General features: G+C 72.0%; 29 protein-coding genes. 17 read left to right on the top strand and 12 right to left on the bottom strand.

The genetic code is table 11. The features are described from left to right. Nucleotides 1-22 precede the first annotated feature (22 nt). On the top strand, nucleotides 23-1,144 hold the full coding sequence (locus NBH00_RS02725; protein WP_254571824.1) for a DNA polymerase III subunit: 1,122 nt from the start codon (nucleotides 23-25) through the stop codon (nucleotides 1,142-1,144). 12 nt (nucleotides 1,145-1,156) lie between these two features. Here NBH00_RS02725 and NBH00_RS02730 read toward each other — a convergent pair whose 3' ends face one another. The 5 genes from NBH00_RS02730 to NBH00_RS02750 form a co-directional block, all read right to left on the bottom strand. Then, on the bottom strand, nucleotides 1,157-1,981 hold the full coding sequence (locus NBH00_RS02730; RefSeq protein ID WP_254571825.1) for an undecaprenyl-diphosphate phosphatase: 825 nt from the start codon (nucleotides 1,979-1,981) through the stop codon (nucleotides 1,157-1,159). Nucleotides 1,982-2,062: 81 nt separating this feature from the next. Next, the gene (locus tag NBH00_RS02735) at nucleotides 2,063-2,944 is read right to left on the bottom strand and encodes an undecaprenyl-diphosphate phosphatase (RefSeq protein WP_254571826.1); all 882 of its coding nucleotides are present in this window, start codon (nucleotides 2,942-2,944) and stop codon (nucleotides 2,063-2,065) included. 15 nt (nucleotides 2,945-2,959) lie between these two features. Next, the gene (locus NBH00_RS02740) at nucleotides 2,960-3,253 is read right to left on the bottom strand and encodes a hypothetical protein (RefSeq protein ID WP_254571827.1); all 294 of its coding nucleotides are present in this window, start codon (nucleotides 3,251-3,253) and stop codon (nucleotides 2,960-2,962) included. A 53-nt stretch (nucleotides 3,254-3,306) separates the two neighbouring features. Continuing rightward, nucleotides 3,307-4,173, bottom strand: a complete 867-nt coding sequence (locus NBH00_RS02745; protein ID WP_254571828.1) for a PHP domain-containing protein — start codon at nucleotides 4,171-4,173, stop codon at nucleotides 3,307-3,309. Continuing rightward, entirely contained in the window at nucleotides 4,170-4,535 is a 366-nt protein-coding gene (locus tag NBH00_RS02750) for a hypothetical protein (RefSeq protein ID WP_254571829.1), read from the bottom strand. The genes NBH00_RS02745 and NBH00_RS02750 overlap by 4 nt, the downstream gene beginning before the upstream one ends. Nucleotides 4,536-4,746: 211 nt before the next feature. Here NBH00_RS02750 and NBH00_RS02755 point away from each other — a divergent pair, with 211 nt between their 5' ends. Next, nucleotides 4,747-5,805, top strand: a complete 1,059-nt coding sequence (locus tag NBH00_RS02755; protein ID WP_254571830.1) for an FTR1 family iron permease — start codon at nucleotides 4,747-4,749, stop codon at nucleotides 5,803-5,805. A gap of 76 nt (nucleotides 5,806-5,881) precedes the next feature. Here NBH00_RS02755 and NBH00_RS02760 read toward each other — a convergent pair whose 3' ends face one another. Together NBH00_RS02760 and NBH00_RS02765 are read right to left on the bottom strand one after the other, a co-directional pair. Next, entirely contained in the window at nucleotides 5,882-7,066 is a 1,185-nt protein-coding gene (locus NBH00_RS02760) for an acyl-CoA dehydrogenase family protein (protein ID WP_254571831.1), read from the bottom strand. 94 nt (nucleotides 7,067-7,160) lie between these two features. Then, complete coding sequence (locus tag NBH00_RS02765; RefSeq protein WP_254571832.1) at nucleotides 7,161-7,952, bottom strand: hypothetical protein; 792 nt, start codon at nucleotides 7,950-7,952, stop codon at nucleotides 7,161-7,163. Nucleotides 7,953-8,136: 184 nt separating this feature from the next. Here NBH00_RS02765 and NBH00_RS02770 point away from each other — a divergent pair, with 184 nt between their 5' ends. From NBH00_RS02770 to NBH00_RS02805, 8 genes are all read left to right on the top strand, one after another. Further along, a complete protein-coding gene (locus tag NBH00_RS02770) occupies nucleotides 8,137-8,769 on the top strand; it encodes a hypothetical protein (RefSeq protein WP_254571833.1) in 633 nt (210 codons plus the stop codon). Between the two features lie 84 nt (nucleotides 8,770-8,853). Further along, entirely contained in the window at nucleotides 8,854-9,864 is a 1,011-nt protein-coding gene (locus tag NBH00_RS02775; protein ID WP_254571834.1) for a hypothetical protein, read from the top strand. Nucleotides 9,865-9,913: 49 nt separating this feature from the next. Beyond that, a complete protein-coding gene (locus NBH00_RS02780; protein WP_254571835.1) occupies nucleotides 9,914-11,194 on the top strand; it encodes an esterase/lipase family protein in 1,281 nt (426 codons plus the stop codon). A 15-nt stretch (nucleotides 11,195-11,209) separates the two neighbouring features. Continuing rightward, a complete protein-coding gene (locus tag NBH00_RS02785; protein ID WP_254571836.1) occupies nucleotides 11,210-11,761 on the top strand; it encodes a DUF1697 domain-containing protein in 552 nt (183 codons plus the stop codon). Between the two features lie 56 nt (nucleotides 11,762-11,817). Continuing rightward, a complete protein-coding gene (locus NBH00_RS02790; RefSeq protein WP_254571837.1) occupies nucleotides 11,818-14,346 on the top strand; it encodes an amidohydrolase family protein in 2,529 nt (842 codons plus the stop codon). A gap of 82 nt (nucleotides 14,347-14,428) precedes the next feature. Next, nucleotides 14,429-14,743, top strand: a complete 315-nt coding sequence (locus tag NBH00_RS02795; RefSeq protein WP_302182738.1) for an MmcQ/YjbR family DNA-binding protein — start codon at nucleotides 14,429-14,431, stop codon at nucleotides 14,741-14,743. Continuing rightward, entirely contained in the window at nucleotides 14,740-15,171 is a 432-nt protein-coding gene (locus NBH00_RS02800) for a hypothetical protein (protein ID WP_254571838.1), read from the top strand. The genes NBH00_RS02795 and NBH00_RS02800 overlap by 4 nt, the downstream gene beginning before the upstream one ends. A 51-nt stretch (nucleotides 15,172-15,222) precedes the next feature. After that, nucleotides 15,223-15,648: a PaaI family thioesterase gene (locus NBH00_RS02805; protein ID WP_254571839.1), complete on the top strand. Its 426-nt coding sequence runs from the start codon at nucleotides 15,223-15,225 to the stop codon at nucleotides 15,646-15,648. 3 nt (nucleotides 15,649-15,651) lie between these two features. On the opposite strand, the gene NBH00_RS02810 is transcribed toward NBH00_RS02805, so the two are convergent. From NBH00_RS02810 to NBH00_RS02830, 5 genes are all read right to left on the bottom strand, one after another. Further along, complete coding sequence (locus tag NBH00_RS02810) at nucleotides 15,652-16,080, bottom strand: SRPBCC family protein (protein ID WP_254571840.1); 429 nt, start codon at nucleotides 16,078-16,080, stop codon at nucleotides 15,652-15,654. A gap of 10 nt (nucleotides 16,081-16,090) precedes the next feature. Then, entirely contained in the window at nucleotides 16,091-16,462 is a 372-nt protein-coding gene (locus tag NBH00_RS02815; protein WP_254571841.1) for an ArsC/Spx/MgsR family protein, read from the bottom strand. A 44-nt stretch (nucleotides 16,463-16,506) separates the two neighbouring features. Beyond that, the gene (locus tag NBH00_RS02820) at nucleotides 16,507-17,802 is read right to left on the bottom strand and encodes a S8 family serine peptidase (RefSeq protein ID WP_254571842.1); all 1,296 of its coding nucleotides are present in this window, start codon (nucleotides 17,800-17,802) and stop codon (nucleotides 16,507-16,509) included. A gap of 528 nt (nucleotides 17,803-18,330) precedes the next feature. Beyond that, on the bottom strand, nucleotides 18,331-19,221 hold the full coding sequence (locus NBH00_RS02825; RefSeq protein WP_254569052.1) for an IS3 family transposase: 891 nt from the start codon (nucleotides 19,219-19,221) through the stop codon (nucleotides 18,331-18,333). Next, nucleotides 19,218-19,520, bottom strand: a complete 303-nt coding sequence (locus NBH00_RS02830; RefSeq protein ID WP_254569053.1) for a transposase — start codon at nucleotides 19,518-19,520, stop codon at nucleotides 19,218-19,220. Before NBH00_RS02830 ends, NBH00_RS02825 begins: the two co-directional genes overlap by 4 nt. 200 nt (nucleotides 19,521-19,720) lie before the next feature. Between NBH00_RS02830 and NBH00_RS02835 the strand changes: the two genes are divergently transcribed. The 7 genes from NBH00_RS02835 to NBH00_RS02865 all read left to right on the top strand — a co-directional run bounded on the left by NBH00_RS02835 (nucleotide 19,721) and on the right by NBH00_RS02865 (nucleotide 26,381). Further along, nucleotides 19,721-20,146, top strand: coding sequence for a hypothetical protein (locus tag NBH00_RS02835; protein WP_254571843.1), 426 nt, complete (start codon nucleotides 19,721-19,723; stop codon nucleotides 20,144-20,146). A gap of 2 nt (nucleotides 20,147-20,148) precedes the next feature. Continuing rightward, nucleotides 20,149-21,597, top strand: coding sequence for a DUF4331 domain-containing protein (locus NBH00_RS02840; protein ID WP_254571844.1), 1,449 nt, complete (start codon nucleotides 20,149-20,151; stop codon nucleotides 21,595-21,597). Beyond that, nucleotides 21,594-21,926: a hypothetical protein gene (locus tag NBH00_RS02845; protein WP_254571845.1), complete on the top strand. Its 333-nt coding sequence runs from the start codon at nucleotides 21,594-21,596 to the stop codon at nucleotides 21,924-21,926. The genes NBH00_RS02840 and NBH00_RS02845 overlap by 4 nt, the downstream gene beginning before the upstream one ends. Nucleotides 21,927-22,218: 292 nt before the next feature. Further along, a complete protein-coding gene (gene nicT / locus NBH00_RS02850) occupies nucleotides 22,219-23,355 on the top strand; it encodes a Nickel transporter NicT (protein WP_254571846.1) in 1,137 nt (378 codons plus the stop codon). Between the two features lie 225 nt (nucleotides 23,356-23,580). Continuing rightward, the gene (locus NBH00_RS02855) at nucleotides 23,581-23,754 is read left to right on the top strand and encodes a transcriptional repressor (RefSeq protein ID WP_302182739.1); all 174 of its coding nucleotides are present in this window, start codon (nucleotides 23,581-23,583) and stop codon (nucleotides 23,752-23,754) included. Nucleotides 23,755-23,910: 156 nt separating this feature from the next. After that, nucleotides 23,911-25,869: an EAL domain-containing protein gene (locus NBH00_RS02860; protein WP_254571848.1), complete on the top strand. Its 1,959-nt coding sequence runs from the start codon at nucleotides 23,911-23,913 to the stop codon at nucleotides 25,867-25,869. 2 nt (nucleotides 25,870-25,871) lie between these two features. Further along, nucleotides 25,872-26,381 (top strand): hypothetical protein, encoded by a 510-nt coding sequence (locus NBH00_RS02865; protein WP_254571849.1) that lies wholly within the window; start codon nucleotides 25,872-25,874, stop codon nucleotides 26,379-26,381. The last annotated feature ends 176 nt before the right edge of the window (nucleotides 26,382-26,557 follow it).

Raw genomic sequence — 26,557 nt, forward strand, 5'->3', positions numbered from 1 at the left:
CCGGCCGCTACTCTCGCGGACCGTGCCGCCGCTGCCCGCCACCGAGGACCACCCGCACGCGCGCGCCGTCCTCGACGCCGCCGTCCCACCCGCGGGCAACCCCTCGCACGCCTACCTCTTCCACGGACCCGCCGGCGCGGGCAAGCGCGACGCCGCCCGGCAGTTCGCCGCCGCACTGCTCGCGGACGGGTCGGCCGACGAGCCCGGGGCGGCCCGCCGCGCGATGGAGGGCGTCCACCCCGACCTCACCTGGGTCATCCCGAGCGGCGCCACCGAGATGCTCGTGGCGGACATCGACGAGCCCGTCGTCGCCGCCTCGACGCGCACGCCGTTCGAGTCCCGCCGCCGCGTCTTCGTCATCGAGGGTGCGGACACGATGAACGACTCGACCGCGAACCGGATGCTGAAGACGCTCGAGGAGCCGCCGTCGTTCGCGCACCTCATCCTCCTCACGGACCGCCTCGGCGAGGTCCTGCCGACGATCCGCAGCCGCTGCCAGGCCGTCCGCTTCGAGGCGCCGACCGTCGAGAAGCTCGCGGGCCGCCTCGCCTCGCGGGTCCCGCCCGACCAGGCCGAGGCCTGCGCGCGCCTCGCGCTCGGGGACGGCGAGCGCGCGCTCATGCTCGCGCTCGGCGAGGGCCCCGCCCTGCGCGCCGGTGCCGAGGCCGTCGCCCGCGCCTGCATCGCCCACGACCTCCGCGCGCGCCCGTGGTCGGCGATCCTCGAGCGCTCCGCCGCCCACGGCGAGGGCGCGATCGCCGTCGTCGACGAGCGGCTCGCCGCGAGCCTACCGTTCCTCCCCGTGAAGGAGCAGGCGCGCGCCAGGCGCGAGGCGACCGACGCGGGCAAGCGCGCCGCGCGCCGGGCGCGCGTGCAGGCGCTCGACCAGGCGCTCGCCCTCGTCGGGCTGTGGCTGCGGGACGTCGCCGTCACCGTCGACGGGGCGCCCGAGCTCGTCCACCACTCCGACCGCGTCGCCGCGGTGAACGAGGACGCGGCGCGCTTCGCCGACGCCCACGGACTGCGCGCCGGCGTCGCGCTCGTCGACGAGACGCGCTTCGCCCTGCGCGAGGTCAACGCGACGGAGGACCTTGCGGTCGAGGCGCTCGCGTTCCGCCTCGAGCGGGTCCTGCAGACCCGCTGAGGACGCGCCGCGCTAGGAGATGGCGCCGGCGCCCGCGAGGAGCAGCACGAGCGCGCCGATCGCGACGCGGTAACCGCAGAACACGGCGATCGAGTTGCGGGCGACGAACTTCAGGAGGAAGTCGATCGTCGCGTAGCCGACGACGAAGGCGAGGATCGTCGCGATCGCGGTGGGGACGGCGCCCGCGTTCGCGTGCGCGTGGTCGCCGATGTCCTTCAGCTCGAGCAGCCCGGAGAGGACGACGGCCGGGATCGACAGGAGGAACGAGTAGCGCGCCGCGTCCTCGCGCCGGAAGCCGAGGAAGAGGCCGCCGGAGATCGTCGCGCCCGAGCGGCTGACGCCGGGGACGAGCGCCATCGCCTGGTAGACGCCGATGCGCAGGCCGTCGCGCGGGGTGATGTCGGCGATCTCACGCTCCTGCGTCCCGGCCGCCTCGGCGCGCAGGATGACGAAGGAGAAGACGATGAGGGCTGTCCCGATGACGTAGAGCGAGCGCGCGCCGTCCTCGATGACGCTCTTGAACGCGAGCCCGAAGATCCCGATCGGGATGGTGCCGAGGACGATGTACCAGCCGAGCTTCGCGTCGAGGTCGGTGCTGTGCCAGCGGTCGGTGCGCAGCGTCTTCAGCGTCGCGACGACGATCCGCACGATCTCGTGGCGGAAGAAGATGAGGATCGCGGCCATCGTCCCGAGCTGGGTGACGGCGGTGAACGCGGCGCCCGGGTCGTCCCACCCGAAGAAGGCCGAGACGATCCGCAGATGGCCGGTGGAGGAGATCGGCAGGAACTCGGTGAGCCCCTGGACGATGCCGAGGATGATCGCTTGGATGGCGTCCATGAAGGGGGCGGAGCCTAATGGACCCGCCCGCGGTGCCCCGGTCGCCCGCGCCCTCCGTGTCCGCCGCGGTGTCCGCCGCCGTCAGGCGCCGGCGGCAAACGCGACGGTCAGCGCGGCGCCTGCGGCCATGCAGTAGTAGGCGAACGGGGTCAGCCGGTTCGTCTCGAAGAAGCGCAGGAGGAACTTCACGGCGAAGAACGTCGTCACCGCCGCGCAGACCGCGCCGAGGAGCGCCGGGCCGCGCACGCCGTCGCCGTCCGGGCCGAGGAGGTCGGGGATCTTCAGGAGCGCGGCGGCGCCGATGATCGGCGTGGCGAGGAGGAACGAGAAACGCGCGGCGTCCTCGTTGTCCAGGCCCGCGACGAGGCCGGCGCTCATCGTCGCGCCGGACCGCGAGAAGCCGGGGATGAGGCCGATCGCCTGCGCCGTCCCGATGGCGGCGGACTGGCGCCACGTGAGCTTGGAGAGGCGCGCGTCGGCGTCGGCGGTGGCCTCCATCGCGGCGAGCGCGCGGGCGTCGGCGGCGCGCCGGCGCAGGCGCTCGGCGGCGAAGAGCATCACGCCGTTGAGGAAGAGGAACGCCGCCGCGCTCGGGGCGGAGGCGAAGACGTGGCGCAGCGGCTTCTCGGCGAGCAGGCCGATGATGCCGACCGGGATCGTGCCGACGACGAGCCGCCAGCCGAGCTGCGCGTCCGGGTCGTCCGCCCGGATCTCCCGCTGCTTCAGCGACCGCAGGATGCCGCCGACGATGCGCTTCCAGTCGTTCCAGAAGAAGCCGAGGAGGACGAGCGCGGTCGCGAGGTGCGTCGCGACGAGGAAGCTGAGGAAGAACTTGTCGTTCTGGTGGATGTCCCACCCGGCGACGCGGGGGAGGATGACGCCGTGGCCGAGCGAGGAGATCGGGAAGGGCTCGGCGATGCCTTGGAGCAGGCCGAGGATGGCCCCCTGCAGGTAGCTGATCATGGCCGGGGGTCCGGGTCAGCGGGCGGGCGAGTGGCCCGTGCCGGCGCCCGCGTCCGTGTCCGTGCCCGCGGCGGAACCCGCGGGGCCGGTCGAGAACCACGCGTACGCGAACGCACCGAGGCCGACGACGACCGCGGCGATGCCGTGCTTGACGTGGTGGTGCGCGTACGCCGCGTCGCCCGTGCCGACGTGCCCGGGGAAGAACGAGGGCAGGCTGTGCGCCGGTTCGATGAAGTAGACGATGCCGATGAGGATCAGCACCACGCCGCCGAAGATGGCGAGCAGGGGGAGGGTCCGCGAGCCGCTCATCGTTCTGACGGTAGGTGCGCGCACCTGACCGCTACCTGAACGTGGGCGGACGGTCAGGGCGTGGCGATGGGCCCCAGATCGGGGGTCAGGTCGTAGGTCTGGAAGTTGCCGAAGGTGTGGAAGCGGGGGTGCCCGAAGCCGTGGAAGTCGGCCGACCCGGTCGTCAGCAGGCCGTGCTTCGCCGCCTCGGCGACCGCGAAGCGCGTCTGCGCCTCGGTGTGGGTCGTGTAGAACGCCTCGACCCCGTCGAGCCCCATCGCGGCGAAGCGGTCGAGCGCGTCGCCGACCTCGGCGTCGCTGTCGAGGTCCCAGAACGGGTGCGCCCACACGGCGACGCCGCCGCACTCGTGGATGAGCGCGATGCCCTGGGCCATCGTCGGCGCGGGACGGGGGACGAACCCGGGCTTGCCCGGGATGAGGTACGCCTCGATGACGGCGCCGATGTCGCTCAGCCCCTCGTCGGCGAGGCGGCGCGCGTTCGCCGGGTGATCGAGGACCGCGCGCGCGACGTGCGGCCGGCCGACCGCGGTCCCGGACGCGCCGCGCGCGTGGAGCGGGGCGCGGTCGACGAGCAGGCCGGCCTCGGCGAGCCGGTCGGCGAGGTGGTCCGCGCGCGCGGCGCGGTCGGCCCGGCAGGCGAGCAGCGTCTGGCGCAGCGTCGGGTGCCGGTGGTCGAGGAGGTAGCCGCAGAGGTGCAGGTCGCCCCGGGTGTGGTCGAGCACGCTCAGCTCGAGCGCGGGGACGACGCGCACGCCGTGCCGCCGCCCGGCCTCGAGCGCGGCGTCGACGCCGTCGACCGCGTCGTGGTCGGTGAGCGCGAGCAGGCGGACGCCCGCGGCGGCCGCGGCTTCGACGACCCTGGCGGCGTCGAGCTCACCGTCGCTGACGGTGGAGTGCGACTGCAGGTCGAAGGGGATCATGCGGCGGGCGGCACGGGGTCGGCAGCGCCCCCGACGGTTGCGGGGCCGCCCTCTCCGGCGACCGGCCCGGCGTCATCGTCGTCGCCCTCGCCGGGCTCGGGAGCCACCTCGGTGAGCGCGGTGAGCTTCGGCAGGCGCGCGCGGCCGGCGTCCAGGCGATCCCGTAGCGGGGCCGCCGTCCGCCCGACGACCGTCCGTTCGGCCGCCGTCATCTCCGGCCACAACGCGCGCAGCGCCGTGAGGCCCTCGGCCGCCGCGTCGAGCTGGTCGCGGGCGTTGAGGTTCGCCGACTCGTCCAGGAACGCCTCGGCGGCGGAGAGTGCCATCGAGATGTCGGCGAGGGCCTTGAGGTGCGCGTCCATCCGTGTGGAGCGTACCCGGGGGCGCAGCCGGACCCACCTCGTGTGACGTGGACGGCACAAAGTCCGTGCACCCGCGTCGCGAGGCCGCATCCGCGCTGGTCCTCGGGCGCGCAACCGTCGGCAGGCGCCGGGGTCCCGGGGCGTGGGCCGGCAGCGCCCGCACGCCATACCCGACGCGCGCAGTCGGGTATCTGGTTAGGATGCCCTAACCATGAGCTCGAACGCCGCTCCGTCGTCCGCCGCCCCCGCGTCGTCCGCCCGGTCCGCCGCCGCCTCGCGCACGCCGTGGTGGCTGCTCGCGCTCACGCTCGTCGCGGGCGCCGTCTACCTCATGGCGACCGCGAGCACCGGCCCCGTCGACCCGGCCGAGGTCCGCGGCCCGCAGAGCCACACGACCGTCGTCTTCAACAGCGCGATCATCGTCTTCCGCGAGGGCCTCGAGGCCGTCCTCATCTTCGCGGCCGTCACGGCGAGCTTCCTCGGGGCGAACCGCTCACGCCGCCGGCCGGTCGTCCTGGGCGCCGCCTTCGCCTTCGGCTTCTCCGTCGTCACGTGGTTCCTCGTGCAGGCGCTGCTCGACGCCGCCTCGTCGCTCGGCCCGAAGCTCGAGGCGATCACCGGCTTCATCGCCGTCGCCGTCCTGCTCGTCATCCTCAACTGGTTCGTGCACAAGGTCTACTGGACCCAGTGGATCGGCCGGCACCACAAGCAGCGCAAGAAGCTCCTCGCCTCCAGCGGCCTCGGCGCGACGATCGGCCTCGTCGCCCTCGGCTTCACGAGCGTCTACCGCGAGGGCTTCGAGGTCGTGCTCTTCCTCCAGAACCTCCAGCTCAAGGAGGGGGACGGACCGGTGCTCGAGGGCCTCGCCATCGGCCTGGCCGCCACGGGCATCGTCGGCCTCATCACCTTCAAGCTCCAGCACAAGCTGCCCTACAAGAAGATGCTCATCGTCACGGGCGGGCTCGTCGGCGTCGTCCTCGTCGTCATGATCGGCGGCACCGCGCTGAGCTTCCAGGAGCTCGGCTGGATCCCGCGCCACGACACGCCGTTCACCGTCCCGACGTGGATGGGCGCGTGGTTCGAGATGTACGGCACCTACGAGACGCTCGGCAGCCAGCTCCTCGCCGGCCTCTTCGTCATCGGCAGCTACCACCTCGCCGAGTACCTGAAGGTCCGCCGCCCCGTCGCCCGCGGTGAGCAGCCCGCGGTCCGCGCGACCGAGGCGCCGGCGGCCGCGCCGCCCGCCGCCCGCGTCCTCGAGACGGTCTGACGCGCGCCGCGGAGACCGAGTGTGGCCGAGGTTCGCGTTCCGCGAACCTGAGCCACACTCGCTGGGTGGCCCGTCCTCAGCCGATGCCCATCCCCTTGGAGATGATCTCCTTCATGATCTCGTTCGCGCCGCCGTAGATGCGGGTGACGCGGGCGTCGGCGTACATGCGGCCGACCGCGTACTCGGTCATGTACCCGTAGCCGCCGTGGAGCTGGACGCAGCGGTCGGTGACCTTGCCCTGCAGCTCGGTGCAGATGAGCTTCGCGGAGGCCGCGCGCTCGGGGGAGAGCGAGTGGGTGCCGAGCTCCGTGATGCACTGGTCGACGAACGCCTGCGCGCAGTCGATCTCCGCGCGGCAGTCGGCGAGCATGTGGCGGACGACCTGGTTCTTCGCGATCGACTGACCGAACGCCTGGCGCTCCTGCACGTACTCGAGGGTCGCGGCGACCGCGGCGTTCGCGACGCCGACGCCGAGGATCGCGATCGACAGGCGTTCCTGCGCGAGGTTCGACACGAGGTACTTGAAGCCCTCGCCCTCCTTGCCGAGGAGGTTCTCGGCCGGGACCCGGGCCTCGTTGAAGAAGAGCTCGGCCGTGTCCTGCGAGTGCATGCCGACCTTGTCGAGGTTGCGGCCGCGCTCGAAGCCCGGCGTGTCCCGCTCGACGATGAGGATCGAGAGGCCGCGGTGGCGCTCCTTCGGGTCCGTCTTGGCGGCCGTGATGATGAGGTCGGCGTTGATGCCGTTCGTGATGAAGGTCTTCGCGCCGTCGACGAGGTAGGAGCCGTTCTCCTGCTTGATCGCCTTCGTGCGGATGCCCGCGAGGTCCGAGCCCGTGCCCGGCTCGGTCATCGCGACCGCGGTGATGAGCGAGCCGTCGCAGATGCCCGGCAGCCACCGCTCCTTCTGCTCCTCGTTGCAGTACTCCAGGAAGTAGGGGAGGCACACGTCGTTGTGGAGCGTGATGCCGACGCCGAAGCCGCCGACGCCCGCGGCGCAGCACTCCTCGCCGATGATCGCGTTGAAGCGGAAGTCGTCACCGACGCCCGCGCCGCCGTACTCCTCCGGCACCTGCATGCCGAGGAAGCCGTTCGCGCCGGCCGAGGCGAAGACCTCGCGCGGCACGATGCCGTCCTTCTCCCACTGCTCGAAGTGGGGGACGACCTCCTTGCTGAGGAAGCGCCGGAAGGACTCGCGGAAGTCCTCGTGATCGTCCTCGTAGACGGCGCGGCGGCGGGTCGGCCCGGGCGTGATCGTGCTCATACCTGGACGGTAGAGCACGAACCGTCCGAACGGCTTGTCGGAGGGCCTCCCGGCGTGCCGGGATCGCGCGGCCCGCGCGTGCCCCCGGCCGTCGCTACTGGCGCCGCGCGGGCGCCCCGAAGCGGTGCTGGCGACGGAAGTGCCGGAAGGCCCCCGCGCGCGGGTGGCCGGGGCGCAGCGCCCGGTGGAGCGCCTTCATGTCGCACGCGTTCGGCGCGTCGAAGCACGCAAGCGCCTTCGCCTTCCCGTCGGCGGTGACGATGCCGAGCTTCACGCCCTGGTCGAGCCGGTCCGACAGCTCGGCGCGCGCCGCCTCGACGACCTTCGCACCCGGGACGCCGAGCTCGGCGCCGAGCGCGTCCGAGAGCTCGGTCTTCAGCGCGGCGAGGTCGGGCTTCGGCAGCGCCTTGAGCTTCGCGATCGCGGCCTTCGCGGTCGTCCGGTCACAGGCGCCCGCACCCGCGGCGCCCGGACCCGCGGCGCCCGCGTGGCGGACGCCGCGGAAAGCCCTGCGGCACGCCTTGAGCGCCGCGGTCTCCTCGGGCGTGAGCTTCGCCTCGGCCGCCTTCTTCGCGAACTGCGCCTCGGCGACCGTCTTCGCCGCCGCCTTGAGCTTCGCGGGCGTCACGCCGAGGCGGTCCGCCGCGCTCTTCAGCACGAGGCCGCCGAGGAAGCGGAACATCGCGCGGCCGTGGGCTCCGCGCATGAACCCGCGCGGGCCGCCGGCGTACGTCGCCGGGGCGGTCGCGGGTGCCGGCATCGTCGCCGCCGCCGTGGCCGCGGTCGCGGCCGACGAGCCGCCGCCACCGCCGGACAGCGCGATCGCCGCCACCGCGAGGAGGGAGACGACGAGGACGGACAGCGAGGCGATGAGGCGGCGTGACATCTGAAGCTCCCGGGGCGAGGACAGGACCGGCCCGTCCATGATGCCCGAACCCCGGGGCCCCGGGCGCCGGTTGGCCGCTGTCGGAGCGGGTTCGTCACCGTTCGCGCACGGATCGGGCCCACCCGGCGTCGTCGCGCGCGACCCCCCGTCACCCCGGGGACGCCCGAAGTGCCACCATGGAGGCATGTCCACCCCGCCACCTTCCAGCCGCAGCGTCAAGATCTCCGACGACGAGCGGGGTGGCTGGTCCTCCGACAGGCCGCGCCGCGACGGCGCGCCGCCGCGACCCGCCGACCTCTCCGTCCGCTGCCGGGTCCTGCCGACGACCGATCACATGCGCTACACGCCGGGCAGCCTCGTGCTCGTCATCAGCGCCTCCAAGATCGAGCGCGACCGCTTCACCGACCGGCTCATCGAGGACAAGAACTCGGTCCTCAGCCGCGACAAGGTCCGCGCGCTGCTCACGGGCCGCGTCGCCGACGACCAGATCGAGGAGAAGAGCGAGGAGCTGCTGCTCGCCGCCATCCGCCGCCGCCTCACCGCGGGCGACACGACCGTCATCGGCCTCGACACGATCGGGGCCGAGGAGCGCGAGCCGATCCTCCGCATGGCGACCGAGCTCAAGCGCCCGCGCCACGCGATCTTCCTCGACACGAAGGTCTCAGGCGAGGAGCGGGCCGAGCACGACGCGCTGCGCAAGGCCGTCGACGCCGGCGACCTCGGCGCCGAGGGGGTGCAAACCGCGATGCGCCTCGGCGGCTCCGCGATCACCGACCTGCGCATCATCGTCTTCCGCCGCGCGCCGAAGCAGGACTGACGCGCGGCGCGGCGGCGGCGCGGGCCGCGCTCCGCGCGCCACCCGCCACGCGTCAGCACCGGCGCGAGTGGGCATGATGGCGGGGTGTCGTCACCCCGACGTCCGGTGCAGCGCCCGTCGCCCGCGGTCCTCCGGCGGCGGCGTGCCGTCGCGCTCGCCGGGGTCGCGGCGCTCCTCGTCACGGGCGTCGTGCTCGCCTCGGGCGGCGGCGGCGGCGGCGGCGGAGGCGGAGGCGGCGGACGTTCCTCCGGCGCCGCGGCCTCCGGCGCGGCGTCGGCCACCGGCGCGGGCGCCGACACGACGAAGCCGCCGGAGCTCCCCGGCGGCGGACGGCGCATCTTCCCGGCGCGCCGCGTCGTCGCCTTCTACGGCAACCCGCAGGACCCCGCCCTCGGCGAGCTCGGCGTCGGCCGGCCCGCCGCGATGCTGAAGAAGCTCGCGCGCGTCGCCCACCCGTACTCGCGCGCGAGCCGCCCCGTCCTCCCGGCGCTCGAGCTCATCGCGACCGTCGCCGCCGCCGCGCCGGGGGACGACGGCGACTACGTCGTCCGCGCGCCCGGCGCCGTCATCGACCGCTACCTGAAGCTCGCCCGCCGCGCTCACGCCCTGCTGCTGCTCGACGTGCAGCCCGGCCGGTCGGACTTCCCGCGCGAGGTCGCCCGGCTCGAGCGCTGGCTCAGGCAGCCGGACGTCGGCCTCGCCCTCGACCCCGAGTGGCGGGTCGGCCCGGAGGGCGTCCCCGGGCAGGTCATCGGCGAGGTCAGCGCGTCCGAGGTCAACGCGGTGAGCGACTGGCTCGCGGGCATCGTCCGCCGCGGCCGGCTGCCGGAGAAGCTCTTCGTCGTCCACCAGTTCACCGAAGGGATGGTGCGCGACCCGGCGCAGCTGCTGCGCCGGCCCGGCCTCGCCACCGTCGTCAACGTCGACGGGGTCGGCGACCGCGCGAACAAGGTCTCGAAGTACCGCGCGCTCGTCGCGGGCACGCCGGGCTTCCACCACGGCTTCAAGATCTTCTTCCACGAGGACACGGGCCTCATGCGCCCGCGCAGCGTCATGGCGCTGCGCCCGCGCCCGGAGTTCGTCGTCTACGAGTAGGCGCGCCCGACTGGCTCGCCGGCCAGTCCGGTCGCGTAGGGTCGGCGGCATGTTCCCCGCCCGCCGACTGGTCCTCGGCCTCGCCGCCGCACTCGCCCTCCCCGCCGCCCTCACGGCGTCCGCCGGCGCGGCCGCGACGACGGCCGATCCGCTCTTCGCCCCCGTCGACACGCCCGGCCCGGCGCTCACCGTCACCCCGGCGCAGCTCGCCGCCGTGCTCCAGTGCTCCAAGGGCGTCGACCACGCCGCGAAGGCGCCGGTCCTCCTCGTGCAGGGCACGGGCGCGACCGCGAAGGACAACTGGTCGTGGACGTACGAGCCGGCACTCGACAAGCTCGGCATCCCGTGGTGCGCCGTCGACCTGCCCGACCACGCGACGAGCGACGTGCAGGTCGCCGGCGAGTACGTCGTCGCCGCCATCCGCGACATGCACGCGCGCGCCGGCCGGAAGGTCGACATCATCGGCCACTCGCAGGGCGGCATGGTGCCCCGCTGGGCGCTGCGCTTCTGGCCGGACACCCGCGCGATGGTCGACGACGTCATCGGCTTCGCGCCGTCGAACCACGGGACGACGCAGGCCGCCGCCGGCTGCAAGGACGGCTGTGCCGCGGCCGACTGGCAGCAGTCGGACACCTCGAACTTCATGAAGGCGCTCAACTCGCGCCAGGAGACGTTCAAGGGCATCTCCTACACCGTCGTGTACACGCGCACCGACGAGGTCGTGCAGCCCAACCAGAACCCGCAGACCGGCAGCTCGTCGCTGCGCACCGGGGACGGCCGCATCACGAACGTCGCGACGCAGGACATCTGCCCGAACGACGTCAACGAGCACCTCATCGTCGGGCTCTACGACCCGGTGGCCTACGCGCTGGCGGTCGACGCCCTGACCCATGACGGCCCGGCGGACCCGGCGCGCGTCCCGATCACGACCTGCGCGCAGATGTTCCACCCCGGCATCAACCCGGTGACCTTCCCGGCCGACGCCGCCGCCGCCCTGGCGGACTTCGAGTCCTACCAGCCGAAGCAGCTCGCGGCCGAGCCGCCGCTCGCCTGCTACACGACGGCGAGCTGCCCGGCCACGGCCGCGGCGACGCCCGCGAGGGGCTGCGCCTCGCGCCGCCGCTACACCGTCCACGTGCCGGCCGCCTACCGGCGCGCCGTCCGCGTGACGCTCAACGGCAGGGCGCTGAAGGTCCGTCGCGCGAAGGGCCGGTACACGGCGGTCGTCGACCTGCGCGGTCGTCGCGCGGGCGCCGTGAGGCTCGTCGTCCGCGGGCGCTCGGCGTCCGGTCGCGCCCTGCGGCAGACGCGCACCTACCGCCTCTGCTGAGGGCATGATCGGAGGATGCGCGAGCTCGTCGTCCTCCTGCGCGGCATCAACGTCGGCCAGGCGAAGCAGGTCCCGATGACGGACCTGCGGGCGCTCCTGCAGGACGCGGGCTACGGAGACGTCCGCACGCTCCTGCGCAGCGGCAACGTCGTCCTGACCGCCGGGGCCGGCGCGCCCGCGACGACCGCCGCGACGGTCGCCGCCGACGTGTCGGAGCGGATCGGGGCGCGCTTCGGCTTCCCGGTCGAGGTCGTGGTGCGGACGGGCGCGCAGCTGCGCCGGGTCGCGGCCGCCGACCCGTTCGACGGGACGGCGGACGACCCTGCGCGCCGGCACGTCGCGTTCCTCTCGGGGGCGCCGGACCGCCAGGCGCTCGCCGCGCTCCTGCGGCTCGACGCCACGCCCGAGCGGCTCGCCCGCGGCGGCCGCACCGACCTGCACCTGTGGACACCGGACGGCATGGCACGCAGCGTCCTCGCGAAGGAGCTCGGCCGCGCGAAGCTCGGCGTCGTCGTCACCGTCCGCAACTGGAACACGGTGCAGAAGCTCGTCGCGATGACCGGCTGATCGCGGACGCACCGCGAGATCGCGCGCGCCGCGCCCTCCGCCGTTATCGTCGCGCCGTGAACACGCACGGATCGCGTCGTCTGCTGGGGATGGTCGTCGGGGTGGTGATGCTGCTCGGCGCGCCGGCCGGCGCCCGCGCCGCGAGCGACCCGGGCCTCACCCGCTACACGATCGCCGGGGGCTGCTACGCCTTCGACGGCGTGCCCGGCGCCGAGCACGTGCGCCTGCAGGCGACGACGCTCGGCGAGTACCTGCTGTACCTCCCGGACCGCACGTTCCTCGTCGCGCGCGCGGGGGAGGACGCGGCCGCGGCGAACGCTCCGAGCACCGCCGCCGAGTGGGTCGCGACGGAGGCGACCGGCGGCACGTTCACGTTCACGCCGAAGCTCGCCGGCGGCCGCCCGCTCACCGCGTCCCTCCGCGCGGCCGGCGGCTGCGCGGTGTACCCCGAGGCGCCGCTCGACGCCTCGCCGCTGCCGACGGCGAGCCCGATCTCGTACGGGAGGGTCAACGGGATCGTCGAGGGCCACATGCACTGGATGACGTACGAGTACTTCGGGCGGCACTTCCACTGCGGCAAGCCGTGGGACAGGTACGGGATCGCCTACGCGCTGCCGGACTGCTCGTCGATCGAGGGGCCGCAGGGCTCGGCCGCGCCGTTCCAGAACTTCTTCAACTTCGGCAGTCCGGTGAGCCCGCACGACACGTCCGGCTACCCGAAGCTCACCGAGTGGTCGCGCAGCAACCTCACGTACGAGGGGACGTACTGGCGCTGGATCCAGCGGGCGTGGGCGGGCGGCCTGCGGATGATGGTCATGGGCGTGAACGAGAACCGCGTCCTCTGCGAGCTGCAGCCGGTGAAGGAGACCAACTGCAACGAGATGGACACGGTGCGCCGCGCGGTCGCCGACATGCGCGAGCTGCAGCGCTACATCGACGCGCAGTCCGGCGGGCCCGGCAAGGGCTTCATGGAGATCGTCACCGATCCGCAGCAGGCGCGGCGCGCGATCAACGCGGGGAAGATGGCCGTCGTCCTCGAGATCGAGGTCTCCGAGCCGTTCGACTGCCGCAGCGCCGACACGCCGACCTGCAGCCGCGCCCAGGTCGACCGCGAGCTCGACGAGGTCTACGGGCTCGGCGTGCGGTCGATGCTCCTGCTGAACAAGTTCGACAACCCGCTGACCGGCGTCCGCTTCGACGACGGGCCCACCGGCGTCCTCATCAACGCCGCCAACCGCGTGAGCGCCGGCTCGTTCTGGGACGCGAAGACGTGCACGGGCAAGCTCCACGACAACCTCATCGAGACGGGGTCCCCGCAGCTCAGTGCGCTCGTCGCGCAGGTCTTCGGGACCGCCGGCGTCGCGGGCGGCACGGCGCCCGTCTACCCGCCGGGGCCGCACTGCAACACGAAGGGCCTGACCGCGCTCGGCAAGCACGTCGTGAGCCGGATGATGGACCTCGGGATGATCGTCAACCCGGACCACATGAGCCAGGCCGCGGTCGACGACACGCTCACGCTGCTGGAGGCGCGCCGGTACTCCGGCGTCATCTCGCCGCACGGCTGGATGGACCCGGGCAACTGGCCGCGGATCTGGAAGCTCGGCGGCATGGCCTTCCCCGGGCACTCGCCGGCGACGGACTACGTGAAGGACTGGAAGGACTACCGGCCGAGGTCGACGCCGTACGCCTTCGGCTGGGGGTACGGCGCCGACCTCGGCGGCCTGTCCCACCAGCCGAACCCGGTGACGAGCGGCGGCACCCTCACCTACCCGTTCAAGAGCGCCGACGGGCGCGGCGTGACGCTCGAGCGGCAGAAGACCGGCGACCGGACCTTCGACTACGCGAAGGAGGGCGTCGCGCACTACGGCCTCTACGCCGACTGGTTCGCGGACCTCGCGCGGATCGGCGGGCCGCGGCTGCAGAGCGACATGAACAACGGCGCCGAGGCGTACCTCGAGATGTGGGAGCGCGCGACGGGGACCCCGGTCGACCGCTGTCGCTCGCCGAGGACGGCGCTCGACGCGCGCGGCATCGGGCCGATCCGGCTGAACGCGAGCTGGACGACGCTGCTCGCGCGGGCCGGCCAGCCGCAGCAGCGCACGACGGCGTGGTCGTGGTGCGTGAAGGGGAAGGGCAACCGGCACGCCGCGGACGTCGCGGTCCTGACGAACGCCGGGCGGGTGGAGCTCGTCGGCAGCACGGCGCGCGGGCGGTCGCTGCGGGGCGTCGCCGTCGGTGCCGCGGCCGCGCGGCTGCGGCGGCTGCGCGGGGTCCGGGCGGCCGGCGGCGGTGTGTACACCCGCCGGCGCTCAGCGTCCCGGGTCGAGGTCTTCTCGGTCCGGGGCGGACGCGTCCGGGTCGTCGGCATCGCCCGGCGCGTGCTCACCGAGGACGCGGGCGCGCTGCGCGCCGCCGTCGCGCAGGTCCGCCGGGCGAAGGCGTCGAGCGTCCTGCCGACGTACGTCCCGGGGGTCGCCGCGTCCAAGGCGGGGACCCGCCTGGCGGGCTTCTCCTTCGCGGGCGCCGCCGACCAGGCGACGACGAACGGCCTCGCGCTGCTCTGCCGGCTGCAGCTCGGGCTCTAGGCGGGGCGCGTGACGTCTGCGCCCGCCATGCCCGCCCGCTCGACCCGCCGCCGGGGACGACCTGCGTGAGCTCTGCCTCGGGCTGGCCGGGGCGGTCGAGGAGCGCCCGTTCGGCCCGCAGACGTCCGTCTTCAAGATCGGCGGGAAGATCTTCGCCCTCTCCGCTCTCGATGCGGACGGGCCGCTGCAGCTGAGCCTCAAGATCGACCCGCCGCTCGGGGAGGACCTGCGCGCGTCCTACGCGTGCGTGCGGCCCGGATACCACCTGAACAAGAAGCACTGGGTGACGATCGAGGTCGGGGGCGACGTACCCGACGAGCTCATCGAGGGCCTCGTGGAGGACAGCTACGACCTCGTGAAGCCGCGGCCACGGCGCGGACGGGCGGGGCCGGCGTGACTCGGGAGCTGCCGCCGGCGCACCGCCGGGCCGTCCGCGTCCTCACGCTGCTGCTCGGGGTGGCGGTGGCCGTGTCGGTCGTCCACTACACCGACAACACGGTGAACTACTCCGACTACCCGGAGTCGGCGACCCTGCCGAACCCGAGCCAGGCGGTCGTGCTCGGGTCGTGGTTCTTCTTCACGGCGTTCGGGGCCCTGGGGTGGCTCGCGTTCCGCGCGGGCGAGGTCCGGCGGGCGGCGCTGTGCCTCGCCGTGTACTCGGGCAGCGGCCTCGTCGGGATCCTCCACTACACGGTCGGCGGCACGAGCCGCTTCCCGTGGTGGCGCCACGCGCACATCGCGAGCGACATCACCTGCGGGGTCGCCGTGCTCGCCTTCGCGGTGTGGTCGGTCGTGCGGCTCGACCGGTCGGCGGCGAGCGCCTGATTACCTTCGAGGTCATGGCCGACCCGGCGCCCACGCGCGAGGGTGATCGCCATGTCCGCTCCTGCACCGCAGTCCCGCATCGAGATCATGCGCGCCTTCGTCCCCGCCTCGCCGCTCGTGCAGCACCTCGGCATCGAGCTCGCCGCGCTCGAGCCCGACCGGGCCGAGCTGCGGCTCCCGTTCGCGCCGTCGGTCGTCACGCTCGGCGACGTCGTCCACGCCGGGGCGATCGCGAGCCTCATCGACACCGCCGGCATGGCGTCGACCTGGGCGGTGGACGAGCCCGCCCCGAACCTCGACGGGTCGACGATCACCCTGAGCGTCGAGTACCTCGAGGCCGCGCGCGGGCAGGACCTCGTCGCGGTGTCGCGCTGCATCCGCCGCGGGCGGTCGATCTGCTTCAACGACGTGACGGTGACCGAGAGCGCCGCCGGACGCGTCGTCGCCCGCGGGTCGGTCGTGCAGCGGCTGGGTTGAGCGTCAGGCGGCCGTCGCCTGCACGAGCCCCGCGACGAACCGCCTCGTCGCCGTGTTCAGGACGAGGCGGTAGAACCACGCGGTGCCGGGGACCTTCCCGCGGAAGGTCGTGTGCCAGCGGATCGTCGTCCCGTCGTCCGGTGTGGGCGTCAGGTCGATGACCGCGCGATAGTCGCGCACCGGCAGGCCGCTGAGGAGCGCGTACGTGAGCCGCTGCTCGGGGATGCGCTCGACAATCTCCTCGCGCACCTTGATGCGGCCGGTCGTGAAGACGCGGATCTCGCCGCGGCCGTCGGGCCCGGGGGCGCGCTCCTCGGCGTGCGCGCCGATCGTCGTCCATCGCGGCCACGTCGCGCTGTCGCCGAGCAGCGCCCAGACCGCGGCCGTGGAGCCCGTCGTGGTGTCCGTGATGTCGATGTCCTGGACGCCCACGGCGCGGTCCTCAGGCCACGCGGCCGGCGGCGGCCCAGTCGTCGGCGCGCGAGCGGGGGCGGCCGATCATCGCCGCCTCGCCGTCGTCGAGGATCGGCCGCTGCAGCAGCGCCGGGTGCTCGGCGAGGATCGCGACGACCTCCTCGACGCCGAGGCCGTCCGCCTCCAGCCCGAGCCGCTCGTACTGCTTGTCGCGCCGGATGAGCGCGTCCACGGGGTCGCCCTTCAGGCGTCCGGCGAGGGCGCGGAGCTCGTCCGCGTCGAGCCGCTCGGCCTTGAGGAGGTACTTGCGCACCGTGACGTCGTGCCCGGCCGCCTCGAGGCGGTCGAGGGCATGGACGGAGGTCGAGCAGTGCGGGTTGTGGAGCAGGGTGAGGGTCACGCGGGCAGGGTACGCGACCGGCGGCGCCGCTCGCGGCGCCACCCTCATGGCGTGGCGATGACCGCGCGCGTGGTGGCCGATGAGCCTCGGGGGCCGTGCGCGGTGACGGTGACGCGCAGCGTCTGCCGGCCGCGGATCAGCCGGCGACCGCGAGCGGTCGGGCGCACCCTGATGTTCGTCGGGGCGCCGGAGCGCACGCGTCTCGCGCCGTGCGCGAGGACGACGCCCTTGCCGCGGAACTCAACGCGGCAGCGGCCGGCCGTCGTGCTCTGGCAGGCGACGATCAGTCCGTGGGCGAGCAGGCCCTCGCGCGGGAGCGGCGCGGGGATGGTGAGCGTCATCGACGCCTGCCGGGTCTGCGGGGGCGCCGCCCGCGGGGCCCCCGAGGCCGCCGCCGGGACGGGGACACCGGTCGCTGCGCTCATGTCGATCAGCCCACTGCCGAACTGCGGGTCCTCCCCGGGGGCACCCAGGTCGTGGGCGGTCGCCTTGATGCGCCTGATGACCTCCTGCCCGGTCAGGCCTTGGGCGACCAGGCGCGCGGCGAGCGCGGACGCCTGCGGCGCGGCCTGCGAGGTGCCGGCCATCGCTCCGTAGCGGTCGCCGGGAGCGGTGGAGATGATGGGGTCGAGGTCATCACCGCCGGGGGCCACGACGTCGACGCGCAGGCCGAAGTCCGAGTAGCCCGTCAGCCGGGCCTCGCGATCGACTGCGCCCACGCAGAGGATGCCGGTGACGATGAGGGGCTGGGCGCACACCGGCAGCGTGAAGTTGCCCGCCGCGGCGACGATGACGACGCCGGCGGCCACCGCTCGCCGCATGGCCGGCACGACGGGGTCGGTGGCGTCCATGGTCTGGGCGAGCTGGGCCCCGGGGCTGAGCGAGATGTTGATGACCCTCGCCCCGGCGGCGACCGCGGCGTCGATGGCCCGGGCGGCCTGCAGCGTGTTGCCCTGTCCCTGGGCGTCGAGTACCCGGAGCGACAGCACCGTCGCGCCCGGGGCGGCGCCTTCCAGTCCGATCCCGTTGCCGGGGGCCGCCGCGATGATGCCCGCGACGTTCGTGCCGTGGCCGTTCAGGTCGACGCCCGCGGGGCCGGCGTTGAAGTCCGGGCCGATCCGCACGGTGTCGCGCAGGTCGGGGTGCGTGGCGTCCACGCCGGAGTCGAGCACCGCGACCAGGACTCCGTCGGCGCGCGCGGCCGTCGCCCCGGGGGACCGGATCGCGTCCAGATACCACTGCTGGGCCCGGAAGGGATCGGGGCCCGAGGCGGCGTTCGCGACCCCCGGGAGGATCAGCAGAAGGCCGACGACCGACGAAACGACTGCACGTGAGATCACGACGCCACCTTCCACATGGACGCAAGATAACTTTCTGAGCAAGCATCTTGTGGAAAGGGCCGGTTCGGATGTAGGACGACAGCTTTTCGGGAGGCGAACGCGTCAAAGCTGCAGCCAGTGGTCACGACGGGCCAGGAGCCTTGGCAGGGGACCGACACGCGACCCGGGCGCGGCCCGGCTCGGGAGCGCCGACGGTCACAGGGGACGATCTGGCGTCGGCGCTCCACGAGCACGACCCGCAACGCGTCCCGGGGCAGGGGGCGGGACCGCGGGATGGGCCAGCCACGTTAGACGCGAGCTGCCCGGCAGCCCGGCGCGGAGGGGGACTTTGTGGAGCTTCGCCTCCTGGCCGGTCGCCGATGTCGCCCGTCGCCGGCCGCGGGCAACCATCGGTCGGGCGCGGCCACCAGATACACTCGGGCGCGCATGGCCCCGCTGTTCGCGCACGCCTTGCCGGGCACCCCTGCCGGTCACCAGACTGAGCCGTCCCGGTTTCACGGAGACTTGTTGTTTGGGTTTCCTCTCTCGTCAGTGGGAGAGGGGTGAGCCGGACCGTATCGCGTAGAGGGTCTCGAATTCGACGGGCGGGATGTGACCGATCGCGGAGTGCAGGCGGTCGTGGTTGTACCAGCCGACCCACTCCACAACGGCGAGCTCCAGTTGGGTGCGGGTTTGCCAGACGCGGTCGCGGATCAGCTCGGTCTTGAAGCTGTCCACGAAGCTCTCGGCCATCGCGTTGTCGTACGCGTCACCGGTCGAGCCGAGCGAGCCGAGCACGTCGTTGTCCAGGAGCGCTTGGGTGAAGTCGAAGCTCGTGTATTGCGATCCCCTGTCCGAATGATGGATAAGTTGTAGATCGGCGCCGTGTCGGCGGGTGCCCAAGGCCATCTTCAGCGCGTCGAGCACGAGGTCGGTGCGCATGTGGCCGGCGAGCTGCCAGCCGACGACCCGGCGGGAGTAGACGTCAAGGACGAAGCTGAAGAACCCCACGCCCTCCCACGACTTTAGATACGTGAAGTCGGCGATCCACAGCGCGTCCGGCCGGGTCGCGGTGAACTGGCGGTTGACCAGGTCCGGTCGCCCTGAGCCGGCCGGGTCAGCGACCGTGGTCTTCCACGCTCGGCCGCGGCGCTTGGCCCCGATCAGACCGTCCGCTGCCATGAGCCGCTCAACGCGGCCGCGGCCGACCTGCACGCCCTGACGGCGCAGCGCCTTCCACACGCGCAGCGATCCGTACGCCTCGTAGTTGGCGCGGTACACCGCCCGGATTTGCTCGAGCAACACGGCGTCTTCCTGCGCGCGGGTCGACAACACCCCGGTCGCGCGCTGGTAGAACGCCGAGGGCGAGGTCCCGAGGGTGCGGCAGGTGAGCTCGACAGCGAAGCCGGCCGCCCGCTGCTTTTCGATGAAGGCGCTCACCTCCGCGGGGTCCCGTCGAGCTCCTTGGCGAAAAACACCGAAGCGGCCTTGAGGATCTCGTTCTGCCGCCGCAGTTCCTTGACCTCACGTTCGAGCAGACGCATCCGGTCGCGCTCGACCGTGTTCAGCACGTCGCTGCGCGTTCCGGCGTCGGCCTCGGCGAGCCGCACCCAGTTCCGAAGCGACTCCTTGTGCACGTCCAGGTCGCGGGCGACCTGCGCGATCGGACGCCCGGACTCCAGCACCGTCTTGACGGCCCGCTCACGCAACTCCGGCGGGTACTTCCTTCCACGAGCCATATGACCACGTACTTCCTCTCAACAGACCGAATGCCTGTTTCAGAAGTCCCCGTCGATCCCGGGACGGCTCAGGCGGAGTTCGGGCCCTGTGGGTGCGGGGTTGCCGGGTGCCGCGCCATCTTCGGCAAGGATTGTGATCCGCGCGTCAGGACGAGCCCGCACCCCCGGCTGAGAACGCCACCGTCGGAGGAGAGGTAGCTATGGACGAATTCGATGAGCTGAAGGTCGCCAGGGACAAGGGCCGGGGGATGGTCGCGCGTCTGGTCGGGCGTCCGCGTCAGCCGCCGACCAATTCTTCGGGGACGAGTCGTCGTGCATTCCTGCGTCGGTCGGGCGGGTACGCGGCCGGCGTCGCCGCGACCGTCGGCGTCCCCACGGCGGTGCTGCTGGAGGGCGATGCGCAGGCGGCGGGGCCGGCGCCGAAAGTCGTGGCAAACCCGATTACGCCGGTGCCCGGCGGACCGGTGATGGCCTACGTTCATGACGCCAAAAAGGGGACCGTGGTGATCATGTCCGGCACGACCGAGCGGACGGTGCAGGACCATGACCTCGTTCGGCGTCTGCTGCACGCACCCAAAAAGCAAAAGCGCAGGCGCGTCCTGACAACAAGCAAGAACGGCGGCTGATCATGTCTTCTCATCGCGAAGCGCCTGAGATCAGCCAGGACCCGGTCGCCGACAACACCGACACGTACGCGTTCGTCAGCCCCGACCGCCCGGACACGGTGACGATCTTGACCAACTACATCCCGGTCGAGGCCGCCGCGGGCGGCCCGAACTTCTACGAGTTCGGCAATGACGTGCGCTACGAGGTGCACATCAGTAACGCCGGCAAGGCGCAGGCGGACATCACGTACACCTTCGCGTTCTCCACGGAGGTGCTGGACAAGACGACGTTCCTCTACAACACGGGCGCGATCACGTCGCTGACGGACCCGAAGTTCAACCGCCGCCAGAGCTACTCGGTGACCAAGACGGTCGGGCCGAAGGGCAGGCCGCAGGTCCTGGCCAGCGGTCTGGCGTGCCCGCCGTGCAACATCGGGCCGCACTCGACCCCGAACTACACGGCGCTGGCCAAGTCCGCGGTCCATGATCTGCCCGATGGTGTGAAGGTCTTCGCCGGCCAGCGCAACGACGGGTTCTTCGTCGACCTCGGAGCGGTGTTCGACCTCGCCGACCTGCGGCCCTTCCAGACGCTGCACGTCGCGCCGATGGCCCCGTCGATCGGGGTGGACACGTTCAAGAACGCGATCAACGTCCACACGATCGCCTTGCAGATCCCCATCCGCAGCCTCACCCGCGACGGCTCGGTGCCCAACGACCCAGGCGCCCCCGCGGCGGCGATCGGGATCTGGGGCGCGGCGTCGCGCCGCAAGATGCGCGTACGTGGCGATACCACCGGGCAGCACACCGAGTCCGGGCCCTGGGTCCAGGTCTCGCGCCTCGGGAACCCGCTGTTCAACGAGCTGCTCGTGACGATGACCCACAAGGACGGCTGGAACGGCAGCCCGCCCAGCGGTGACGCCGAGTACGCCTCCGGCGTGGAGAAGCCCGAGCTCTCCCGGAGGATCCCGGATCTGTACCCGCGTCAGTTCGAGAGTCTCCGCAAGCTCAACGCCACCACCCGCAGCGACCTGGTCGCCCTGATCCTCACCGGTGTCAAGCCGGGCATCGTCCCGGGCCTTGCCAACTACACCGGCCCGACCCTGGCCGACATGCTGCGCCTGAACGTCGCGGTCCCGCCGACGGCCAACCGCAAGGTCCTCGGGGTCCTGGACGGCGACCCGGCCGGATACCCCAACGGCCGGCGCGTGCAGGACGACATCGTCACCATTTTCGTGCGCGCGCTCACGGGTGCGTTCCGGCCCTACTTCGACAAGACGTACAAGCCCGACCTGGCGGTGGGCGTCGTCACGCAGGGGGTGCAGACCCCGCCGACCGGGGACATCGGCGGGCCGAACGAGCGGTTCCTCAGCCACTTCCCCTACCTCGGCGACCCCTACGACGGCTTCACCACTCCCGCACCTGTTGCCGTCAACGCCGCTCCCGCGCTCACGGTGCCTGGGGTCTCACCATGAGCGCCGAGCCCGTCGCCCGCCCTCACCCCGAGCCCGTCGTCCTGAACATCGGCGGGGACCTGGGCGCGCTCGTCGTCCACTGGGACGCCGCCCAGCTCGACACCCCCATCGAGATCAGCCCCGCCGGCCGCGACGATGACCGCCAGCACCAACACGTCCTCGAGCGCCCCCTGCAGGGTCGGACGTTCTACGCCGCCGTCTTCGACCAGATCCTCGAAGGCCCACACACCCTCTGGGTCCGCGGCCGGCCCCGAGCTCGCGACGTGAGGATCGTTGCAGGACAGGTCACCGAACTGCACTGGGAAGCCACCGACACCGATCCCCCGTGAACGGCAACAGATCGCGCCCTCCAGCGACCCGAACTCGAGCACGAGTTGCTTCCGTCTGCGCCACCACCTCCACGGGAAGGCCCACCGTACGCGACTGCAACGCGGGCTACACGGGATCGGCTCGGGGCGAAAACACCGCCCATCAACCGGGCGACCTATTCCTGGACCCGGGCGCGCCAACGCGCGTGGGCCGACCTCCGTACGGCCGTGACCCACGCGAGCGACCTCGCGTTAGCTTGAGGCACCGCGCCGCTGCCTTCGTGGGTGGCAGCTGCCAGAAGGGGAGATGACGATGGGTGCTATTGCGTCGCAGACCGGGAGCTCGTCGTCGCGCTGGCGCCGGATCAGGTACTCGTTGACGCCGCCGGAGTGGCGTCGGGCGGCGGTGTTGTTCGCCGTCATCCTCGGCCTGCACGTGCTCGGGTTCGGGCTGCTGTTCCTCTTCGTGGTCCCCAACCATTTCGACCTGGGCGCCGGCAGCGGTGTGTTTGGGGTCGGAGTCGGGATCACCGCTTATACGCTGGGAATGCGGCATGCGTTCGATGCGGATCACATCGGGGCGATCGACAACACCACCCGCAAGCTGATGACCGACGGGCAGCGCCCGCTGTCGGTGGGGTTCTTCTTCTCGCTGGGGCACTCGACCATCGTCTTCCTCCTCGCCGCGCTCTTCGCGCTCGGGGTGAAGGGCCTGAGCGGCGATGTGTCCAACGACAGCTCCACGCTGCACAATGTCACCGGGGTCATCGGCCCTTCGGTCTCAGGGGGGTTTCTGATCCTCATCGGGATCATCAACCTCGTGATCCTCGTCGGGATCGTCAGGGTCTTCCGGCGCATGCGTCACGGCGAGTTCGACGAGGCCGCGTTGGAGGAGCAGCTCAACAACCGCGGCTTCATGAACCGCTTCCTCGGCCGGGCCACCCGCGCGGTCAAGAAGCCCTGGCAGATGTACCCGCTCGGCGTCCTCTTCGGCCTCGGTTTCGACACCGCGACCGAGATCGCCCTGCTCGCCACCGCTGGTGCCGCCGCGACCGGCGGGCTGCCGTTCTACGCAATCCTCTGCCTGCCGGTCCTCTTCGCATCGGGCATGTCGCTGCTGGACACGATCGACGGGGCGTTCATGAACTTCGCCTACGGCTGGGCCTTCTCAAAGCCCGTCAGGAAGGTCTTCTACAACATCACCATCACCGCCCTGTCGGTTGCCGTCGCGCTGCTCATCGGGACGATCGAGGCGCTGCAGGTCCTCTCTGACCGCGTCGGCCTGACCGGCGGCTTCTGGGACTGGATTAACAACCTGGACTTCAACCTCATCGGCTACATCATCGTCTGCCTCTTCGTCGTCACGTGGGCCATCGCGCTGTCGGTGTGGCGCTTCGGGAAGATCGAAGCGAAGTGGTCCGCCCACCTGCAACCCGGTGAGGTTGCGTAAGGGACGAGCGGGGCGTGTTCTGCCCTTCCGTCGCGGGTAACGCCCAAGCCCACGTCCGCCGCCCGAGCCCGCAGAACGGACGCCATAACCCTCGCGCCGCATCGCGAACCACTGAAATTCGACAGCCTCCAGGACATTGCTGCCGCGTGGAGGGCGCCTGAGTTCGGCCCGCCGGATCGTCCTGGAGGTCCTGTACGCCGCGGAAGGCCTCGGTCCGCCGAGTACATCGCCAGCGGCTTTGAGGGGCGGATGATGTACTCAGACCTAAGTTCGGTCTACCGCAACCTTGAGCGGCTGGAAGCGCTGGGCGTCGTCCGGCACGTCCACCTGGACCACGGCCCAGGCCTCTACACCCTCCAGCGCGACAGCGACACCGACTACCTCGTCTGCGAGCACTGATTGCGCTCGGCTGCCGGAGTGGTGTGGTGCCCGATTCATGGCTCACTGGCCAAGTGCCGATAGGCAGGGCGTGCTCTATGCGTGCGCGCGGCCTGCGCCCCGTCCGTCGCCGAGATCTGTCCGGTGACTCAATCCGAGGCAGGCCCGCTCCGTGCTGTGCCCGAGGTCGTGTGGCCCGGGGCTTCAGAGCCCGCGGCGGGCCGGGCGCGGTTCTGGCAGGCCACCCTCGACGGTCTCATTGAGAGCGCGGCCGTCCTTGATGGTGATGGCGTGATCGTGGCGGTCAACCGGGCGTGGACGAATTTTGCTGAAGAGAACGGTGGCAGCGGCGTTGGCCTCGGCGCGGACTACCTGGCGGTGTGCGACCGAGCAGGCGAGGAGGAGCCGGTGGCGCTGGAGGTCGCGAGTGCCCTTCGCGGTATTGCGGCCGGTGCGTCGGAGCACTATGCGCGGCGCTATCCGTGCCATGCCCCTGGCCGCGAGCGTTGGTTCACGATGCGCGCTGCTTCGGTCACCGACGGGCGCTCCGGGAGGACGGGCCGCCACACGCTCGTGCGCCACGTCGACTGCACCGCGCAGCACCTCGCCGAGCGTCGCGGCGAGGAGCAGGCCGAGCTCTTACGTGCCGCCGGGGCGGCGATCATCGTCGTCGACGCCGACGCCGTCATCACGAACTGGAGCGCAGGCGCGGAGGAGCTGTTCGGGTGGGACGCGGACGAGGTGATGGGCCGAGACATCCTCAGCGTCGTCGGCGACCCTGCCGACGGTGACGCGGCGCGAGGGGTCCTCGCTGCCCTGATGTCAGGCGAACGAACGCGCCTTGAGGTCGCGATGCGCCGCCGCGACGGAACCCGGGTGTACGTCAGGCTGCGGACCCAAGTCCTGCGCAACAGTGACAGGACCCCGCGAGGGTTAATCGGCGCGTCGATCGACCTCACCGGCCGGCGGGAAGCAGAGCGCAGCCTCCGCAGCGCCCGCGACTTCCTGGCAACGGTAACCGCCGCGATGCCGGACGGGCTTCTGGTCCTCGACGGTGCGGGGCGGGTGACGCTCATGAACGCTGCTGCCGAGCAGCTGCTGGGCTGGTCGGCCGCGGAGCTGGCGGGTCAGTCGATGCACGCGCGCATCCACGCCCTACACCGTGACGGATCCCCGCGCCCGCAGCGCGCGTCGATCGCGCACGCGTGCGGGCATCCCGGTCCGGCCGTGCGCGTCGACGACGACGTCTTTCTGCGGCGCGACGGCACCTTCCTCCCGGTGCGTTACTCGGCCACGCCGCTGGAGACCGAGGAGCCCGCCGACGGGGTGGTGATTGTGTTCACCGACATCACCGAGAGCAAGGCCCGCGAGCTGCAGGTGCGCCGCGAGCTGGAGGCGCTCAGCTGTGTCGGACGCATTCGTGACGCCCTGGGCGAGGACGGCTTTGCGTTTTACGCCCAGCCCATCGTCCGCATCTCGGACGGCGAGGTCGTTGCGCACGAGCTGTTGGTCCGCATGCTCTCGACCGACGGCGAAGTCATCGCCCCTGACGACTTTCTGCCCACGGCCGAACAGCACGGCCTCATCCAGGCCATCGACCGGCGCGTATTCGAGCTCGCGCTCGCGCACGCCGCCCTCGGCCACCCGGTGCACGTGAACCTCTCGGCCGACTCGATCAGCGACCCCAGCACCTTCTGTTTCGTGGAGCATCACCTGCAGCTGCTCGGTGTCGATCCCGCACTGGTGACGTTCGAGATCACCGAGACCGCACTGATTCACAACGAGACGGTGGCGCAGGCGTTCATCGAGAACGTCCGTCGCCTGATGTGCGCGGTCGCGCTGGACGACTTCGGTACCGGCTACGGGAGCTTTCGTTACCTCAAGCACCTGCCGGTCACGATGCTGAAGATCGACCAGGAATTCATCCGCGACCTCGACACCTCCAACTCGGACATCAATCGACAGGTCATCGAAGCGATCGTCGCCCTCGCCCGCGGCATGGGACAGACCACCGTGGCCGAGGGCGTGGAGACCGCGACCGCGCTTGAGCAGCTCAAAGAGCTCGGTGTCGACTGCGCGCAGGGGTACCATTTCGCGCGACCGCAGCCGAGCTATCTCCTCCTCAAGGGAGCTTGACCGTGCCGACCGACCCCTCCCAACAAGCCCTTGACGCCGACCAGGGCATCGCGAGCCTGGAACAGGCGATCGGAGACCGCGACCAAGCGCTCCTCGATCGCGAGCAAGCCCGCTTGGATGCTCTGCAGGCCGAACTTGACCGCGACGCCCACCAAGTACCCGCCGCAGGTCCCGGGGACGCCAACGTACGCCGCCGTCAAGCCGAGCTCGGCCTGGCCCAGACCAGGCGCGCAGCAAACCAGGAGATCCTGGACGATGCCCAGCGCGCCCGCGACGCCCACCAGGCCCTGCTCGACGATCAACAGGAGGAACTCGACGACCCCGCACCGCCCACGGTGGAAACACCCATGCTCGCCGAGCAGCGCCGCGCCTTAGAACTTCTCGCCCGCGCCGAGGCCATGGAGGCACGCGCCGCGCAAGCTGCCGCCCGCGCCGCCCAGGCACGCGAGCGGGCCAGAACCGCCCTGAGACGCGCCGAACGCCGCGACAGCCCGCCGCCCCCGCAGAGCTGATATGGACGGCCGTTCGTCAACCTAGTAGGGTCGGCGAAGTGGCGCATTAGCGCTCGTTCGTGTCTGTGCTGTCGGCTGGGTTGGTGGCGGTCCGGCAGGCTGTGCGCGACGCGCGGTCAGACTGATATGCGCGGGTTGGGTACCGCAGGACCAGGGGTTCGTCGTGGGGAGCCGCT

The sequence above is a fragment of the Paraconexibacter antarcticus genome (assembly GCF_024220175.1).
In the GTDB taxonomy this organism is placed as follows: domain Bacteria; phylum Actinomycetota; class Thermoleophilia; order Solirubrobacterales; family Solirubrobacteraceae; genus Paraconexibacter; species Paraconexibacter antarcticus.